The following is a 16657-nucleotide window of genomic DNA, read 5'->3' on the forward strand; positions in this document are numbered from 1 at the left end:
CATGCCGCAGCTCGACCAACTCTCCGCCTGCCCCGGCTGCGGTGAGCCGCTGAACGACCGTTCCCGCGTCTGCGGGAGGTGCGGTGCCGACCTGGAGGCCGCGCGTGCGGACGGCGGCCGTACCGCTGTGCGGACACCCACGGAGCCCGACTTCCGGCTGCAGCCCCCCGACCCCCGGCCCATGGCCGCCGCCTCCCCCCGGGATCCCTCCCCAGATCCTGCCCCGGCCCGGCACCACCGGGCGGACCCCCGGCCCGCAACGCCTCCTGGGACACCGGCCCGCTCCCGCCCCGAGTCCCCGGCGCCCGCCCCGGCGCCGGTCCTGCCACAGGCCCCGGCACACACCCGGGCTCCCGATCAGTCCTCCGCACAGCCGCGGACCCCGGACCGGGGACACCCCCCGGCCGCGGCGGGGCCCTCCGCTCCGGCGGCCGGGAAGTCCGCGCGGGCCGGTGCGGCCGACGGGCCACCGGACCCCCGTACCGCACCGCCCGAGGCCGCCCGCCCCGAGGCCGCACCGGCAGCACCCGCCTCGCCCGCGCTCTGCGCCGCGTGCGGCACGGGGGTTCCCGGCCCCGACGGCGCCTGCCCGGGCTGCGCTCCGGCCGGCTCCGGGACCCCGGATCACGCGGAGCAGGCGCTGGAGGGGCTGGCCGCGGTGAGCGACGTCGGGTCCCGGCACCACCGCAACGAGGACGCGTTCGCCATCTCGGCCACCGCGCTGCCCGACGGCTCGCCCGCCGTGATCGCCGTGGTGTGCGACGGCGTCTCCTCCTCCGACCGGCCGCACGAGGCGTCCGCCGCGGCGGCCCGGGCCGCGTCCCGGTCGCTGCTGGGCTCGCTCCCGCGCGGGACCGGGGGCAAGGAGGCGATGCACGAGGCACTGATGGACGCCGCGCGGGCGGTGAACGACCTGGCCGGCGGCCCGAGGACGCCGGGCAAGAACGCTCCGGCGTGCACCGTGGTGAGCGCCGTCGCGGCCGGCGGGGTACTCACCGTCGGGTGGGTCGGGGACAGCCGTGCCTACTGGGTGCCGCTGGACGCCGGCGACGCCGCGGCCGCGCGGCTCACCGAGGACGACTCCTGGGCCGCGCAGATGGTCGCCGCCGGCCTGATGAACGAGGCGGAGGCCATGGCCGACCGCCGCGCGCACGCCATCACCGCGTGGCTCGGGGCGGATGCCCAGGACGTCGAGCCGCACACCCAGTCCTTCGCGCCGGACCGGCCCGGCGTGGTGGTGGTGTGCACGGACGGGCTGTGGAACTACGCGGAGTCCGCCGCGGAGATGGCCCGCGTGGTCCCGGCGGACTCCCGCACCGCGCCGCTGTCCGGCGCCCGGGAACTGGTCCGGTACGCCCTGCACAGCGGCGGTCACGACAACGTGACGGTCGCGGTCGTCCCGTGGCCCCTCGCCGCCGGAGCCCCTGCCGGCCCGGCCGCGAGCGGGGCCGGTGATGGACAGCCCTGACGGGGCGGACGGTACTCTTCGGCTCGGTACGACTGTCGACGACGCCGTCGCGACGCTGGAGGCCCGGACCGCGGAACGGTCCGGGTGAGGAAGTGACCCGAGGGGGAGGCAGTCACATGGCGACTTGCCCGAACGGCCACCATTCGATGGCCGAGGAATGGTGCGACACGTGCGGTCACCGCATGCCCGCGCCCGCGGGTGCGGTGCCTCCGCCCCCGCCGCCCGGCGGCGGGTTCGGTCCCGGCGACGGCCGCACCCAGGCGTGCCCGCAGTGCCGTACGCCGCGGGAGTCACCGGCCCCGTTCTGCCCGCAGTGCCAGTACAACTTCCTGACCAACTCCCCCACCAACTCCCCCACCGCCTACCTCCCGCCGGTGCCCCCGGGCCGGCAGGAGCCGGCGCAGGCGCAGCACGGTGCGTACCCGGCGGCCCCGCCGCCCGCGCCCCCGGCCTACGGGAATCCGCAGACCGGGCAGGGCCCGGGCTGGCCGGCTCCCCCGCCGCCGGGCCCGCCGCCCGCTGGCTACGGGGCACAGGGCGGCCCCGGGCAGGGCGGCTATCCCGGCCACGGCGGCGCGGGCACCTGGATGGTGACCATCGGCCCCGACCGGGAGTACTTCGGCGCCATGATGCGCCGGTCGGGCCCGGAGGCCGCGCGGCTGGCCATGCCGGAGAACGTGCCCGAGCAGCAGGTGACGCTGAACGGGCCGCAGGTCACCATCGGCCGACGGCGGCCCTCCACCGGCGAGTCCCCGGACATCGACCTGTCCCGGCCGGCGGAGGATCCCGGCGTCTCCCACCAGCACGCCGTGCTGGTGCAGCAGCCGGACGGCAGCTGGGCCGTGGTGGACCAGGACTCGACCAACGGCACCACGGTGAACGGCTCGGAGGAGCCCATCCAGCCCTTCGTGCCGGTTCCACTGCACGACGGCGACCACGTGCACGTGGGCGCCTGGACGACACTGCGGATCTACCGGACCTGACCACCGAACGGAGAAACCGGCCCATGGCGACGGCAGCGATCATCGTGGAAGGGCTGCGCAAGAGGTACGGGGACGTCCAGGCGGTCGACGGGGTCAGCCTCGAAGTGGCCACCGGCGAGTTCTACGGCATCCTCGGGCCCAACGGCGCAGGCAAGACCACCACACTCGAACTCGTCGAAGGCCTGCGCGAGCCCGACGAGGGCAGTGCCCGGCTGCTGGGCGAGCCGTCCTGGCCGCGCAACCCCGCGCTGCTGTCGCGCATCGGGGTCCAGCTGCAGTCCTCCGCGTTCTTCGAGAAGCTGACCGCCCGCGAGCAGATTCGGACCTTCGCCTCGCTCTACGGGGTGAGCGCGCAGCGCGCCGACGAGATGCTGGAGACGGTCGGGCTGACCGACAAGGCGGACGTCGGGGAGAACAAGCTGTCCGGCGGGCAGGCCCAGCGGCTGTCGATCGCCTGCGCGCTGGTGCACGACCCCGAACTGGTCTTCCTGGACGAGCCGACCACCGGCCTGGACCCGCAGGCGAGGCGCAATCTGTGGGACATGCTGCGCGAGATCAACTCGGCCGGCCGGACGGTGGTGCTGACCACCCACTACATGGACGAGGCACAAACGCTGTGCGACAGGGTGGCGGTGATGGACCGCGGCCGGATCCTGCGGATCGGCCCGCCCGCCGAGCTGATCCGGGAGCTGGGCGTGGCGAACCTGGAGGACGTCTTCCTCCAGCTCACCGGGAGGGAGTACCGCTGATGGGAGCCTTCCTGAGCCTGTCCGCCGCCATGGTGAAGGGCCTGGTGCGGGACAAGACCGCGGTCTTCTTCATGCTGCTCTTCCCGCTGATGTTCCTGCTGCTGTTCGGCGCGCTGTTCCGGGGCGACGCCACCTCGCAGGTCCGTCTCGCCCAGGTCGGCGGGGTCGAGGTGCTGGACAGCATCGGCGGCCCGGAGCTGGAACAGCTCCAGACCGTGCTGACCATCGAGCGCACCGGCGACCTGCAGGAGGCGCTGGAGAGCGTGCGGGCCGGCGACACCGACGCCGCCGTCTGGGAGGAGGACGGCGAGATCCAGCTGCGCTACTCGGCCGCCGACCAGGTGCGGGCCGGCAGTGCGCGCGCCCTGGTCGACGGCGTCGTGCAGCAGGCGAACCTGGCGGCCACCGGCCGGCCGCCGGCCTACCGCCTCAACATCGAGCAGGTGGCGGACGAGTCGACCGAGGCCATCCAGTTCCTCACTCCGGGGCTGCTGGGGTGGGCCGTGGCCATGGGCGCCTCGTTCATGTCCGCCCTGACGCTGGTGAACTGGCGCAAGAAGCGGATCCTGCGGCGGCTGTGGCTTTCCCCGGTCGGTCCGGGGACGGTGATCGGCGCGCGGATCGGGGTGAGTCTGGGGCTGGCGTTCGCCCAGACGGCGATCTTCCTCGGGGTGGCGACGATCCCGTTCTACGGGCTCAGCCTGACCGGGCAGTGGTGGCTGGCGCTGCCGCTGGTGGCCTGCGGCACGATGGCTTTCATGGCGATCGGCCTGGTGATCGGTGCCTGGTCGAAGTCGGAGGAGGCAGCCAACGGCGTGCTGCAGGTCGTCATCCTGCCGATGGCGTTCCTGTCCGGCTCGTTCTTCCCCGTCGACGGCATGCCCGGCTGGCTGCAGCAGGTCTCCCGGGTTCTGCCGCTGCGGCACCTCAACGAGGCGATGATGGACGTCCTGTCGCGGGGCGGCGGCTGGGGGGACGCGCTGCCTGCCATGGGCATCCTGCTGGCGTTCGCCGCGGTGCTCACGGTGATCGCGGCCCGGATGTTCCGCTGGGACGACGCGTGAAACCGGGCAACCGGTGCGGGAGGGCCTCGCGGTTTGAGACCATGAGGGGGTGATGGAGATTCCCCGCGGCAGCCTGCAGAGCACCACCTTCTACGAACAGGTCGGTGGTGAGGAGACGTTCCGGAAGCTCGCGAAGCGGTTCTACGAAGGAGTGGCGGAGGACCCGCTGCTGCGGCCCATGTACCCGGAGGAGGACCTGGGCCCGGCCGAGGAACGGCTCGCGCTCTTCCTCATGCAGTACTGGGGCGGCCCGCGCACCTACAGCGACCGGCGCGGGCATCCGCGGCTGCGGATGCGGCACGCGCCGTTCACCGTGGACCGGGCCGCGCACGACGCCTGGCTGCGGCACATGCGGGACGCGGTGGACAGCCTGGAGCTGTCGGCCGAGCACGAGAAGCAGCTGTGGCGCTATCTCCAGTACGCCGCCGCCACCATGATCAACACCCCGGACTGACCCACCCCACCGGCTACAGCGGCATGACGCCGAGGGAGGGCCCGCCGCCGCGCCGCACCGCGACCGAGCCCGGCGCGGTGCGCAGCCGCAGCCACGAACCGGCCGACAGAATCAGCCCCGGCTCCTGGGTGCGGAGGAACCCGAGCGCGTGTGCGGCGTGCACCGCCCGCGACGGCAGCTGTGTGCCGGGCAGCGGGCGTGACCAGATCTCCTCGGCGAGGGCGTCCACCGCCGAGCGGGTGCGGCCGTCGGCCGGCAGCGCCTCGGTGCGCTCCTTGAACTCGGCCACCACCGCGGCGGCGGCCTCGCGCAAACGGGAGGCGGGCATCTCGGCGCGCTGCTCCCAGCCGCCGCGCGGCGGCAGCAGACCTGCCCACGGCGGGCCGGTGACGGGCCCGGGCAGCAGCACCGAGCCGTCCTGCTCGTCGATGCCGTGCAGCAGTTCACCGGCCGAGACCGTGCGGTCCAGGGGCTCCGGCACCCCCTCGCGCAGTGCGACGGGAAGGACGGCCAGCACCTCGAAGCGGGCCGGGCGGGTGAACAGTGCCGCCACGCCGTCCCCGGCCTGGAGCCGGACCGCCGCCGCCTTGTCCCAGCGCAACTGCCGGCCGAGGAACGCCGCGAGCCCCGCGGCGTCCCCCGGACCGGCGAAGGACAGCCGGGTCATACCGTGCCGCTGCCGGTGGCCCGGTCGTCGAAGTACTTCTCCAGGAAGGTCTTCTCCTCCCCCGTCAGCCGCCGGATGCGCTGCGCCTCCAGGTCGAACGGCACGATGACGGTGGAGGCCCGCACGTACAGTTCCTCCTCGTCGCGCACCTCGTAGGCGAAGGTCGCCGACGCGCTGGAGATCTTCGCCACCCACAGCTCGATGTCCACCGGCTCGTGCCGGTGGACCAGCGGCCTCAGGTAGTCGATCTCGTGCCGGGCCACCACGGAGCCGCCCGTGAAGGCCCCCGAGGCGGCCTCGCGCGCCAGCCGCCACATGAAGTCGATCCGGGCCTCCTCCAGGTAGCGGAGGAACACGACGTTGTTGACGTGCCCGAAGGAGTCCATGTCCGACCAGCGCAGCGGGCACTTGAACACATGGCGCATCGGTCAGCCCCGGGTCAGCTTCTTGTAGGTGGCCCGGTGCGGGCGTGCCGCGTCCGGCCCGAGGCGCTCGATCTTGTTCTTCTCGTACGCCTCGAAGTTGCCCTCGAACCAGAACCACCGGGACTCGCCCTCGTAGGCGAGGATGTGGGTGGCGACGCGGTCCAGGAACCAGCGGTCGTGGGAGATGACCACGGCGCAGCCGGGGAACTCCAGCAGCGCGTTCTCCAGCGAGGACAGCGTCTCGACGTCGAGGTCGTTGGTCGGCTCGTCCAGCAGCAGCAGGTTGCCGCCCTGCTTGAGGGTGAGCGCCAGGTTCAGGCGGTTCCGCTCGCCGCCGGAGAGCACCCCGGCCGGCTTCTGCTGGTCGGGGCCCTTGAAGCCGAAGGCGCTGACGTACGCCCGGGAGGGCATCTCGACCTGCCCGACGTTGATGTAGTCCAGTTCGTCGGAGACGACGGCCCACAGCGTCTTCTTGGGGTCGATGTTGGCACGGTTCTGGTCGACGTAGGAGATCTTGACGGTCTCGCCGATCTTGATGGTGCCGGCGTCCGGCTCCTCCAGGTGCTGGAGCATCTTGAACAGCGTTGTCTTGCCGGCGCCGTTGGGGCCGATCACGCCGACGATGCCGTTGCGCGGCAGCGAGAACGACAGTCCGTCGAAGAGGACCTTGTCGCCGAAGGACTTGGCGAGGTTCTCCACCTCGACCACCACGTTGCCCAGCCGGGGGCCCGGCGGGATCTGGATCTCCTCGAAGTCCAGCTTCCGGGTCTTCTCCGCCTCGGCCGCCATCTCCTCGTAGCGGGCCAGCCGCGCACGGGACTTGGCCTGCCGGCCCTTGGCGTTGGAGCGGACCCACTCCAGCTCTTCCTTCAGCCGCTTCTGCCGCTTGGCGTCCTTCTGACCCTCGACCTTCAGCCGGGCCTGCTTGGTCTCCAGGTACTTGGAGTAGTTGCCCTCGTAGCCGTGGGCGCGGCCGCGGTCCAGCTCCATGATCCACTCGGCCACGTTGTCCAGGAAGTACCGGTCGTGCGTGATGGCCACGACGGTGCCCGGGTACTTGGCCAGGTGCTGCTCCAGCCACTGCACGGACTCGGCGTCCAGGTGGTTGGTGGGCTCGTCCAGCAGCAGCAGGTCGGGCTGCTCCAGCAGCAGCTTGCACAGCGCGACGCGGCGCTTCTCACCGCCGGAGAGGTTGGTGACGGGCCAGTCGCCGGGCGGGCAGCCCAGCGCGTCCATGGCCTGCTCCAGCTGGGCGTCCAGGTCCCAGGCGTTCGCGTGGTCCAGCTGCTCCTGCAGCTTGCCCATCTCCTCCAGCAGCGCGTCGGAGTAGTCGGTGGCCATCTGCTCGGCGATCTCGTTGAACCGGTCGAGCTTGCCCTTGGTCTCCGCGACGCCGTCCTGGACGTTCTCCAGCACCGTGCGGGACTCGTCCAGCGGCGGCTCCTGCAGCAGGATGCCGACGGTGTAGCCGGGCGAGAGGAAGGCGTCACCGTTGGAGGGCTGCTCCAGACCGGCCATGATCTTCAGCACGGTGGACTTGCCGGCGCCGTTGGGACCCACGACACCGATCTTCGCGCCGGGCAGGAAGGCCAAGGTGACGTCGTCCAGGATCACCTTGTCGCCGTGCGCCTTGCGCGCCTTGCGCATGGTGTAGATGTACTCAGCCAAGAGAAACCGTCCGGCAGTCAGTGAAAGGGTGCGGGCAGACGTCCCCCATCCTGCCGCATCCCCGGCCCCGGGCGGAAACCGGCGGGTACCGCGTCCGCGGGCGTGCGCCGCACGGCGGTGCGCGGGCACGAAGGGAGCGCGGGCATGCGTCAGGGGGCGGACCCTTCCGGATCCGCCCCCTGCGCCGTTCCCCTTCCGTCACGCCCCTGGCGGACGGGAGGGGAACGGGTTAGCGCACGGTGTCACTCGTGACCGCCGTTGCCGGCCGGTGTCACTCGCCGGCCGTGGCGGCCGCCTTCTTGCGGAGCATGAAGACCGCGCCGGCGCCGCCGAGCACGAGCACCAGGGCGATGCCGCCGATCAGCATCGGGCTGCCGCTGCTGCCGGTCTCGGCGAGGTTCGGGCCCTCGTCCTCCTCGACCTCTTCCTCGGTGCCGCCGTCCGGCGTCGGGTCGTTCTCGGTGACCTCTTCCTTGCCGCCGTCGCCACCGGTCTCGCACTCCAGCACGCCGGTGAAGACCCAGTCCTCGCCGTCTTCCGGACCCGTCACGGTGATCTCGTAGGCCTGGCCCTCCTCGACGGGCACGACGATGCTCTCGCTGCCGCCGGGAGCGACCTGACGCTCCTCGCCGGCCAGGGTGAAGGTGAACGGCTCGTCACCGTCGTTGGTGACGGTGACCTCCACGCCGCCCTCGACGCACGTCTCCTTGGCGGTGACCGCCGGGGACGGGCCCTCGCTCGCCCAGCTGGCGGTCGCGTTCACGCTCACCGAGGAGTCGGAGGAGCCGGCCAGGATCATCGTCTGGGTCTCGACGTCGATGCCGGTGAGGGCACGGCCGACCGGAACCTGGGAGGTGACGGAGGCGGTCAGCGAGGCGCTGCCGTCCGCCGCGCCCTCGGGCACGTCGAAGAACAGCTGGGCGCCGTCGGCGACCGGGGTGGACTCGGTGACCAGCTGGCCCTCGGCGTCAACAACGGTCACGCCGGACTCGGCGGCGGCCGGGTCCGGGGTGATCACGGCGGAGCCGGAGCCGGTGCGCACGGTGACCGGGCCGAGCTTCTGGCCGGGCTTGCCGGAGACCTGGACGGGGTCCAGTTCCAGGGAGGCGCCGGGCTCCTCGACAGTACCGGCGTTCTTGGTCAGCCACTCGGCCAGCTTCTTGGCGTTCCCGTTCTTCGGCGTGGCATCCACACCGTCGGAGAAGCCCCAGATCGCCGCCTGGGTGCCGGCGGCCGCCTGCTTCTGGGTCAGCGAGCCGGCACCGACCTTCTCGGCCAGCGCGTTGAGGTCGTCGACCGCGGGGTAGGAGTTCTGCAGGATCCAGTGGATCTTGCCGGCGTTGGGGTTGCCGTGCAGCTTGGTGGACTCCCAGCCGGTCTCCTTGTACAGGGAGTCGTTCTTCGCCGCAGTGCCGAAATCGATGCAGTACGTGTGCAGCGTGCCGCCGTCCTCGACGTTCAGGACGAACAGGCCGGCACCGTAGGTGTGGGTCTTGCCGTCCTTCTCGACGTCGACCAGGTCGGCGATCTTCAGGCCCTCGAGCGTGGCCGTCGCGCCGCCGTTGCGCGGGTTCTCGTCGGCGGTCGCGGGGGCTGCGGTGGCGATCGCGCCGGCCGCGAGCAGGCCGGTGGCCGCCGCCGTGGCCGCGAAGCGGGTGAGTCCCCGCTTGCGTACGAATGTCATGTGTGTCCCCTCCATGACGAGCGCAGGCCGGTCCGCCACACCGCTCGTCGGCGTCATCAAACATCCCCGTGGGTACGCCGGGATCGTATGGACCGGGCGCCCCGCCGTCCCCACCGGCCCCCGTCTTTACGCGCACCGTCGCAGAATTGTTACCGGGGAACCCCCAGGAAAAGGTTTTAAGGGACAGAGAGTTGACAGCCGGCCGACCTTCGCGGGAGCCGTCCGGGGGCCCGCGCGGCCGGGATATGCCCACGGCACGGTCCCGGACCCGGTGACACCCCCGGCGCCCCCGCGCCACCGCCCGGGCCCGTCACCGCGACGGGTCCGGGCCGGCGCCTATCGCCCGGCCGTGCCGCCGTCCGGACCGCCGGCCAGCGCCGCCGTGCCGGCCGCGATCACGTACTGCTCGCGCACCTCCCGGTAGCGGAGCAACTCCGCCGCGACCGGCTCCAGTACGTGCGAGCGCCCGCAGTCCGCCGCCAGCCGGCGCAGCCGCCACTCCTCCCTCCGGCCCCAGTCACGGGCCGGGCCGCGCGAGGCCACCCGGCACGACCAGGCGAGCAGCGGAGCGGCCACCGCCCCGCCCGCCAGGAGGCCCACCGGGAGCCAGGCGCTCGCCGCCGGCTGCCCCGCCACCGCCAGGACCAGCCAGCACAGGCCCAGCAACTGCGCGGCAAGCAGCACCGCCTGGCCGACCGCCGCGGCTGTCCACCAGCGCGGCCGGAACGGCCTGCCGGGCGAGGCGGCCGGACCGGCCGGCTCCCCGTCCCGCTCGGAGGCCAGCACGCTCTCCAGGGCCCCCGGAAGCTGTTCGGCGCCGCGCCAGGCCGCCTCGCGCACCGCCTTGGCCCATGGCTGCGGGAGACCGTCCGCGGCGTCCTCGGCCAGCTGGCGCACCGCGTACCGCAGCGCCGGGCGGGAGACCTCCGGGGACTGCCCGGTCCGGTGGCGCCGCTCGGCCAGCGCCGCGGGCTCCCCGCGGCGCGCCGCGCGGCGGGCCGCGAGCCGGCGGGCGAGCTGCGACCACGGGGTCCCGCACGCCTCCTCCGCCCGGCGCCGCCAGCCGCGCTCGGCTGCCTGACCGGCCGCCTGCGCGCCCACCGCGGCGGCCACCCGTTCCTCGAACTCCTCGGGGGCCCGCGCCGTCAGCCCGGACGGCGCCTGCACCGTGTCCGCCACGTAGACCGGGCGGAGCCTGCGGGTGGCGCCGTCCACGTCGGCGACCAGCCTCCGGGCCGGCGCCTGGTGACCAGCCACCAGTCCGCCCACCACCTGCCGCAGTTCCGTGATGCCCTCGCCGGTCAGCGCGGAGACGCCCAGGACCCCGGCTCCCGGCTCGCCGTGCTCGCCCAGGGCGATGCCGCGCTCGTCCAGCAGCCGCCGCAGGTCGTGCAGGACCGCGTCGGCCGCCTCGCCGGGCAGCCGGTCGATCTGGTTCAGCACGATGACGCTGACCTCGGCGTGGTCGGCGAAGGCCGCCAGGTAGCGCTCGTGCAGCATCGCGTCGGCGTACTTCTCCGGGTCCACCACCCAGATCACCGCGTCCACCAGTGACAGCAGACGGTCCACCTGTTCGCGGTGGCCGGGGGCGGCGGAGTCGTGGTCGGGCAGGTCGAGAAGCACCAGGCCGTGCAGCGCGGGGTCGACGACGTGCGCCCGGCGCCGGGACCGGGCCGGGATGCCCAGCCGCTCCAGCAGCCCGTCGGGCCCCGGTCCGTCGCCGGTGCTCCAGGTGCAGGAGATGGTGGCGGCGGTGGTGGGGCGGCGGATTCCGGTCTCGGAGAGCTGCGCCCCGGCAAGGGCGTTGAACAGGGTGGACTTCCCGCTGCCGGTGGCGCCTGCCACGGCCACGGTGGTGTAGGTCTTCGGCAGCCGCTCGCGCGCCGCGGCCTCGTCCAGCACCCGGCCGGCCTCGGCCAGCACGCTGCCGTCCAGCCGGGTGCGGGAGAGGCCCACCAGTTCGCGCAGGGCCATCAGGCGGCAGCGCAGGGCGGACTCCTGCTCGGTGCCGGGGGCGGGCAGCGGGATCTGGAGCGGGACGCGCCCGCCGTCCGGGGCGGTGTCCCCGGGCTCGGGCCGGGGTCGCGCGCGGCGCGCGATCAGCCCGTCGTCCCAGCAGCCCGGCTCCCGCCCCGCCGGCTCCCCGTCCGCCGCGGCACCCGGGTGACCGTGACCGGCGTGCTCCGGGTGCTCCTGGCCGGCCGGTGCCTCGCCGGCGGCGTGGGCGTGCTCGCGGGGTCCGGCCGCGGGGGCGTCGCGCGGCGCCTGCGCCGCCTCCTGCTCCGCGGATCGCGGGCGGTGCGCTGCCTCTTGCTGCCCGTGGGCCGTGGCAGTGTTCTCCGGCACGTGGCTCACCCCTCTCCGGTGGCTGTCAGGGTGGACAGGGCGGCCATCAGGCCCACCTGTTCGTCCGCGGTGACGGCCAGCCGGCGCAGACCGGCCCCGCGGCGTTCGCGTTCGGCGGCCAGCACCCGGCCGACGCACTCCTCCAGCAGCCGGGCCGCCCGTTCCCGCAGACCGGCCGCCATGTCGGGCCCCAGCGTGCCGTGGAGCGTCTCGGCCGCCAGGCCGGCGGGCGGGGCCCCCNCCGCCCAGCAGCCCGGTGACGAGCATCGCCGCGGTGTCGTCCGGGTCGGCCGGCCCGGGGGCCTGGGCCGCCCGGGCGACCTCCTCGGCGAGCTCCTCCAGGCAGCGGCGCAGCCGGCGCACCAGCACTCCCACGCGCTCGGCTGCCGCGCCGGGCCGCTCCGGTTCCGCCGCCGGGGCGCCCGTCTCGCGGCGCCAGGCCGCCGTGGTGGCCTCGTCCGCCGCGCAGACCGCCTCGGCCAGCAGGTCGGACAGCGCCCGGGTGAGGGAGTCCAGCAGCTCCCCGGCGTCGGTGTCGTCCGGGTAGGCCAGCCAGTGGGTCAGCGCCTGGCCGGTCAGCAGCCCGCCGGAGAGCAGCGTGGCCCGCACCCGCTGCCGGGCCTCCGCGTAGGCGTCGGTCAGCTGCTGCTCAAGACGGGCCGCCAGCGCGTACTGCGCGGCGCACGCCCCGGCCAGTGACGCCACCCGCCCGCGCAGCGAGGCCAGCGTCCCGTTGGCCGTGCGGGAGAGGGCGACCGTGCGGGCCGCCGGATCCCGTGCCTGGTGGGCGAGCCACTCGCGCAGCCCGGCCACCGCGGTGGCCGGGAGCAGCCCGGACCCGCCGGCGGACTCCGGGAGCTCGGGGACGGTGAACAGGGGGACGTCGCCGAGCCCGGCCCGCTCCAGCTGGCCGGCGTAGTGCCGGGAGATCTCCGGGGCGATCTGGTGCGGCACCCGGTCCAGCACGGTCACCAGGGTCACGTCGTACTCCTGCGCGCTGCGCAGCAGGTACCAGGGCACGGCGTCGGCGTACCGGGCGGCGGTGGTGACCAGCACCCAGATGTCGGCCGCGCAGATGAGGTCGGCGGCCATGTCCCGGTTGCGGGCCACCAGGGAGTCGATGTCCGGGGCGTCCAGCAGGGCGAGCCCGGCGGGGACGGCGGGATCGGTGGCGAGGCCCATCGCGGGGAGTCCGCGCGGCACCGGCCGGTCCCCGTCCTGGCGGGGCAGCCGCAGCCTGCCCAGCTGGGGCAGCACCCGCTGGTCGGCGAACCAGTCGTGGTCGTCGGGGTGACAGACCAGCACCGGGGTGCGGGTGGTGGGCCGCAGCACGCCGGCCTCGCTGATCCGGCGGCCGACCAGCGAGTTGAGCAGTGTGGACTTCCCCGCACCGGTGGAACCGCCGATCACGGCGAGCAACGGGGCGTCCGGCCGTCGCAGCCGCGGCAGCAGATAGCCGTCGAGCTGGGCGAGCAGTTCCGCGCGTGAGCGCCGTGCCCGCGCGGCCCCCGGCAGCTCCAGCGGGAAGCGCGCGGCGGCGACGCGCTCCCGCAGTGCGGTGAGCGCGTTCAGCAGGTCCGGCTGTGCCTCCAAGATCGCCACATGCGCAGAATGCCCGCTTTTGGGAAGTTCCCCAAGCACATACCGCGAAATCGGGACCGAAGTCCCCCGACCGCCGCCCCGAGCGTCCCCCGCACCGGTGATAACGACTGCACAACACCGCCGCCCGAGGGCGGAGAAAACGCTGCGCCGCTCGCCTGGGCCTGCGATCATCGGGGCTGCTTCACCGGATCTCCACACGGCGGCGTTGCCGTGAAGCAATGAGGGCGGCCCCCGGAAGCCCTATCCTGTGCCCGGCAAGGTCACTGGGGCCGTCGCTGCGCGCGCCACCATGCGGAGACCCGCCCCCGTAGCTCAGCGGATAGAGCAGGTGCCTTCTAAGCACTTGGCCGCAGGTTCGAGTCCTGCCGGGGGCACCACACCGCCCGGGGGCCTGGGCCGCGGAGCGCGCGGCGCCGCGAGGACTGGGGTGGGTGCTGGGGGATCCCCCGGGGCCGGGCGCCCGCTCCTCGGAGATGCTCTTCGTCACCGGCGGAGAGGAATTCTGGTCATGATGTTCGACGATCTGTACATCGCCGGCCTGGCGGCGTACCTACCCGAGCGGGTCTCCACGCAACGGGCCGTGGCGGAGGGGTGGTACGACGCTGCGGAGGCGGAACACCTGGAGTGGGTGTCCGTCGCGGTGGCCGGAGACCTTCCCGCACCCGACATGGCGGTGCGGGCAGCGAACGAGGCGCTGGCACAGTCCGGTCATCCGGCGGCCGATGTGGCGGTGCTGATGCACGCCTCGTGCAATCACCAGGGCCCGGACATGTGGTCCCCCCAGCACTACATTCTCCGGCACACCGTGGGGGGTACGATCCCGGCCGTCGAGATCCGCCAGGGGTGCAACGGTTTCCTGGCGGCCATGGAACTGGCGGGCAACTATCTGGCCGCGGCCCCACAGCGTCCGGCGGCGCTGGTGACCTCGGCCGACAACTGGGGGGACCCGCTGGTCGACCGCTGGCGGGCCACGCCCGGCGGTCTCTTCGGTGACGCGGCGACGGCTGTCGTCCTCTCGCGCCGTTCCGGCTTCGCCCGCCTGGTCAATGTGTGCGCCACCTCCCTCCCCGAGCTGGAGGAACTGAACCGCGGCGGGGAACCACTGTTCCCGCCCGGCTGCACCACAGGCGTCCGGGTGGATCTGCGCGAACGGGCGGCCACCTACAAGGGCAGTCAGGACCTGGTGCAGGCCGGCCGGCTGATGGGCGAGACCCAACGCCGCCTGATCACACGGACTCTGGAGGAGGCGGGCCTGGAGCCCGGCGACATCAGCCGGATCGCCCACCAGTTCGTGGGCGACGAACAGGTGCTGCGGCGGCTGCTGGAGCCGTTCGGCGAGGACGCCGTCTCCCGGGGAGTGTGGGATTTCGGACGGTCCATGGGCCACACGGGGGCCAACGACCAGACCAGCGGCCTGTTCCATCTCGTCTCCACGGGGCAGGTACGGCCGGGGGACCGGGTCATGCTGCTCGGCGCCGGGGCGGGCATCGCCTTCTCGTGCGCGGTCGTCGAGATCCTGGAGCCGCCTCCTGCCGGGACGCCCGGAGCACCCGTATGACCGTCCCCTCCCTGCGGGAGGCCGCGGCCGAGCGCTGGGTGCTGCGCCCGGCCGGGGCCGGAACGGGAAGTGAAGGACCGGCAAGGCCGCTGTTGCGGCTGGTCTGCGTCCCCTACGCCGGCGGCAGCGCCGCGGTGTTCCACGGCTGGTCCCGGGAACTTCCCCCGGCCGTGGAACCGTGGGCACTGCGGTTGCCGGGCCGCGACGCCCGGCTTCACGAACCGCTGCCCACCAGCCTGGTGGAGGTGGCGCGCGAAGCAGCCGAGGCGCTGGCCGCCACGCTCACTCCGCCCTACGCACTCTTCGGTCACAGCCTGGGTGCCTTCCTGGCGTTCGAGACGGCGCGGGCCCTGCGCGACACCTGGGGCATGGAGCCGTCGCTCCTGGCGGTATCGGCACGGAACGCGCCCCAGCAGCGGACGTACACGGGCACCGTTCACCGGCTGGACGACGAGGAGTACCTGGACGTGATGGACAGGCGGTACGGCGCCATCCCGCCGATGATCCGGGAGGACGCGCAGATGCGCGCCCTCTACCTGCCGATCCTGCGCGCCGATACGGCCATGCTCGAGACCTACCGGTATGTTCCGGGCCTCTCGCTGTCCTGCCCCGTCCTGGCCTACGGCGGCACCGAGGACCCGGAAACCACACACTCCTCCTTGTCGCAATGGGGAGACCTGACCTCAGCCGGGTGCACGACGACGCTGCTGCCCGGCGGGCACTTCTTCCTTCAGCAGCAGCGCCGTCGCCTGCTCGGTCACCTCGGAGAGGAACTGCTCCGCACGCTGGTGCCGTGACCGGTGACGGTGAGGCGAGGGCCGTCCCGTGATCCGCGTCGACGGGGCACGGGACGACCCTCGTCTCACCCCCGGTCGTAGTACCAGCCCAGCGGGCCGGAGGACGTGTGCGTGCCGGCGGCCGGGGCGGCTGTCGCGGGCGTGGCGCGGTCCTCCCCCGCGCAGCGGCGGCGCAGCGCGTCCAGCGCCGGCATCGCCGCCAGCACGGTGTCGAACGGCAGGCCGAAGTCGACGAGACAGGCGACCTCGTCCACCCCCGCGGCGCGCAGACGCCCGACGGTCGCCGCGCACTTGTCCGGCGTCCCCAGGAGCGAACGGCGCTGGTAGTAGTCCTCGGCCATCAGGTCCGCGAGCCTGTCCTGTTCCGCGGTGTCCGTGTCCCGTGAGGTGCCGCTCACCCGGTCGTCGCTGCGCTTCTGCGTCATGAAGGACGCGAGATAGCTCTTGACGGGTTCGTGGACGAGGGCCCGGACCGCTTCCTCCTCCTCCCCGATGAAGGTGTGCATGCCGATGGTGACGATCCCGCTCTCCGGATCGTGGCCCGCCCGCTCACGGGCCGCGCGGTAGCCGGCGATGTCCTCCTCCAGCTTCTCCCAGCTGGTCAGGAGGGAAAGGACATTGAGGCCGCGCCGTCCCGCCTCGGTCCAGGTCCGGGGATTGGAGGTGTGCACGAGCCACAAGGGCAGTTCGGGCTGCCGGGGGCGGGGGAAGGTGCGCACCTCCAGTTCCTGGCCTCCGGGGCCCGGGAAGCGGGCGGCTTCCCCTCGCCACAGGGAGCGCAGCGTGTCGATGTGCCCGAAGGTGTGCTCCCTGCGCGTCTCGTAGTGCTCCGGATAGAACACGAAGTCGCCCCGGTGCCAGCCCGTTGCCACACAGATGCCGGTCCGGCCTCCGGACAGCTGGTCCACCAGCGACCACTCCTCCACCACCCGCACGGGATGGTGGTGCGGCAGGACGACGCTGCCGGCCCGGATGCCCAGATTCTCGGTGGTCGCGGCGAGCGCGGCGGACAGCACGGCCGGGTTGGGGAAGCTGCCGCCGAACTCCTGGAAGTGCCGCTCCGGGGTCCAGATCGCGGTGAAGCCGTGGCTGTCGGCGAACCGGGCGACATCGAGGATGAAGCGGTACCGCGCGCCGAAATCGTTGCGGTCGTTGGCGGAGAAGAAGTACACGCTGAAGTCCATGGTGTTCC

The 16657-nt window shown here is 73.5% G+C and carries 13 protein-coding genes and 1 tRNA gene; 8 read left to right on the forward strand and 6 right to left on the reverse strand.

All coding sequences use genetic code 11. From position 1 onward, the window contains the following. Position 1: 1 nt before the first annotated feature. From ABD299_RS05600 to ABD299_RS05620, 5 genes are all read left to right on the forward strand, one after another. The gene (locus ABD299_RS05600; RefSeq protein ID WP_344259805.1) at positions 2 to 1468 is read left to right on the forward strand and encodes a protein phosphatase 2C domain-containing protein; all 1467 of its coding nucleotides are present in this window, start codon (positions 2 to 4) and stop codon (positions 1466 to 1468) included. Positions 1469 to 1584: 116 nt separating this feature from the next. Beyond that, positions 1585 to 2451: an FHA domain-containing protein gene (locus ABD299_RS05605; RefSeq protein WP_344259374.1), complete on the forward strand. Its 867-nt coding sequence runs from the start codon at positions 1585 to 1587 to the stop codon at positions 2449 to 2451. Positions 2452 to 2474: 23 nt separating this feature from the next. Continuing rightward, entirely contained in the window at positions 2475 to 3200 is a 726-nt protein-coding gene (locus ABD299_RS05610; protein WP_344259375.1) for an ABC transporter ATP-binding protein, read from the forward strand. Beyond that, positions 3200 to 4264 carry an ABC transporter permease gene (locus ABD299_RS05615; RefSeq protein ID WP_344259376.1) on the forward strand — a complete coding sequence of 355 codons (1065 nt, stop codon included), beginning with the start codon at positions 3200 to 3202 and terminating at the stop codon, positions 4262 to 4264. The genes ABD299_RS05610 and ABD299_RS05615 overlap by 1 nt, the downstream gene beginning before the upstream one ends. Before the next feature lie 49 nt (positions 4265 to 4313). Next, positions 4314 to 4718, forward strand: coding sequence for a globin (locus ABD299_RS05620; protein WP_344259377.1), 405 nt, complete (start codon positions 4314 to 4316; stop codon positions 4716 to 4718). Positions 4719 to 4731: 13 nt separating this feature from the next. Here the strand turns inward: ABD299_RS05620 and ABD299_RS05625 are convergent, their stop codons facing one another. The 5 genes from ABD299_RS05625 to ABD299_RS05645 form a co-directional block, all read right to left on the reverse strand. Further along, on the reverse strand, positions 4732 to 5385 hold the full coding sequence (locus ABD299_RS05625) for a DUF8185 domain-containing protein (RefSeq protein ID WP_344259378.1): 654 nt from the start codon (positions 5383 to 5385) through the stop codon (positions 4732 to 4734). Continuing rightward, complete coding sequence (locus tag ABD299_RS05630; protein ID WP_344259379.1) at positions 5382 to 5810, reverse strand: acyl-CoA thioesterase; 429 nt, start codon at positions 5808 to 5810, stop codon at positions 5382 to 5384. Before ABD299_RS05630 ends, ABD299_RS05625 begins: the two co-directional genes overlap by 4 nt. A 3-nt stretch (positions 5811 to 5813) precedes the next feature. Beyond that, entirely contained in the window at positions 5814 to 7478 is a 1665-nt protein-coding gene (gene ettA, locus ABD299_RS05635) for an energy-dependent translational throttle protein EttA (RefSeq protein WP_344259380.1), read from the reverse strand. A gap of 271 nt (positions 7479 to 7749) precedes the next feature. Further along, positions 7750 to 9162 carry a Cys-Gln thioester bond-forming surface protein gene (locus tag ABD299_RS05640; protein WP_344259381.1) on the reverse strand — a complete coding sequence of 471 codons (1413 nt, stop codon included), beginning with the start codon at positions 9160 to 9162 and terminating at the stop codon, positions 7750 to 7752. Positions 9163 to 9498: 336 nt separating this feature from the next. Further along, the gene (locus ABD299_RS05645; protein WP_425581258.1) at positions 9499 to 13281 is read right to left on the reverse strand and encodes a dynamin family protein; all 3783 of its coding nucleotides are present in this window, start codon (positions 13279 to 13281) and stop codon (positions 9499 to 9501) included. Between the two features lie 130 nt (positions 13282 to 13411). Here ABD299_RS05645 and ABD299_RS05650 point away from each other — a divergent pair. From ABD299_RS05650 to ABD299_RS05660, 3 genes are all read left to right on the forward strand, one after another. Next, positions 13412 to 13487 (forward strand) — tRNA-Arg (locus ABD299_RS05650). A gap of 131 nt (positions 13488 to 13618) precedes the next feature. Continuing rightward, a complete protein-coding gene (locus tag ABD299_RS05655) occupies positions 13619 to 14668 on the forward strand; it encodes a ketoacyl-ACP synthase III family protein (protein ID WP_344259383.1) in 1050 nt (349 codons plus the stop codon). Next, positions 14665 to 15465, forward strand: a complete 801-nt coding sequence (locus ABD299_RS05660) for a thioesterase II family protein (protein ID WP_344259385.1) — start codon at positions 14665 to 14667, stop codon at positions 15463 to 15465. Before ABD299_RS05655 ends, ABD299_RS05660 begins: the two co-directional genes overlap by 4 nt. A 65-nt stretch (positions 15466 to 15530) precedes the next feature. Here ABD299_RS05660 and ABD299_RS05665 read toward each other — a convergent pair whose 3' ends face one another. After that, on the reverse strand, positions 15531 to 16649 hold the full coding sequence (locus ABD299_RS05665) for a MupA/Atu3671 family FMN-dependent luciferase-like monooxygenase (RefSeq protein ID WP_344259387.1): 1119 nt from the start codon (positions 16647 to 16649) through the stop codon (positions 15531 to 15533). Between the last annotated feature and the right edge of the window lie 8 nt (positions 16650 to 16657).

This window comes from Streptomyces sodiiphilus (assembly GCF_039529215.1).
GTDB classification, from domain to species: Bacteria; Actinomycetota; Actinomycetes; order Streptomycetales; family Streptomycetaceae; genus Streptomyces; species Streptomyces sodiiphilus.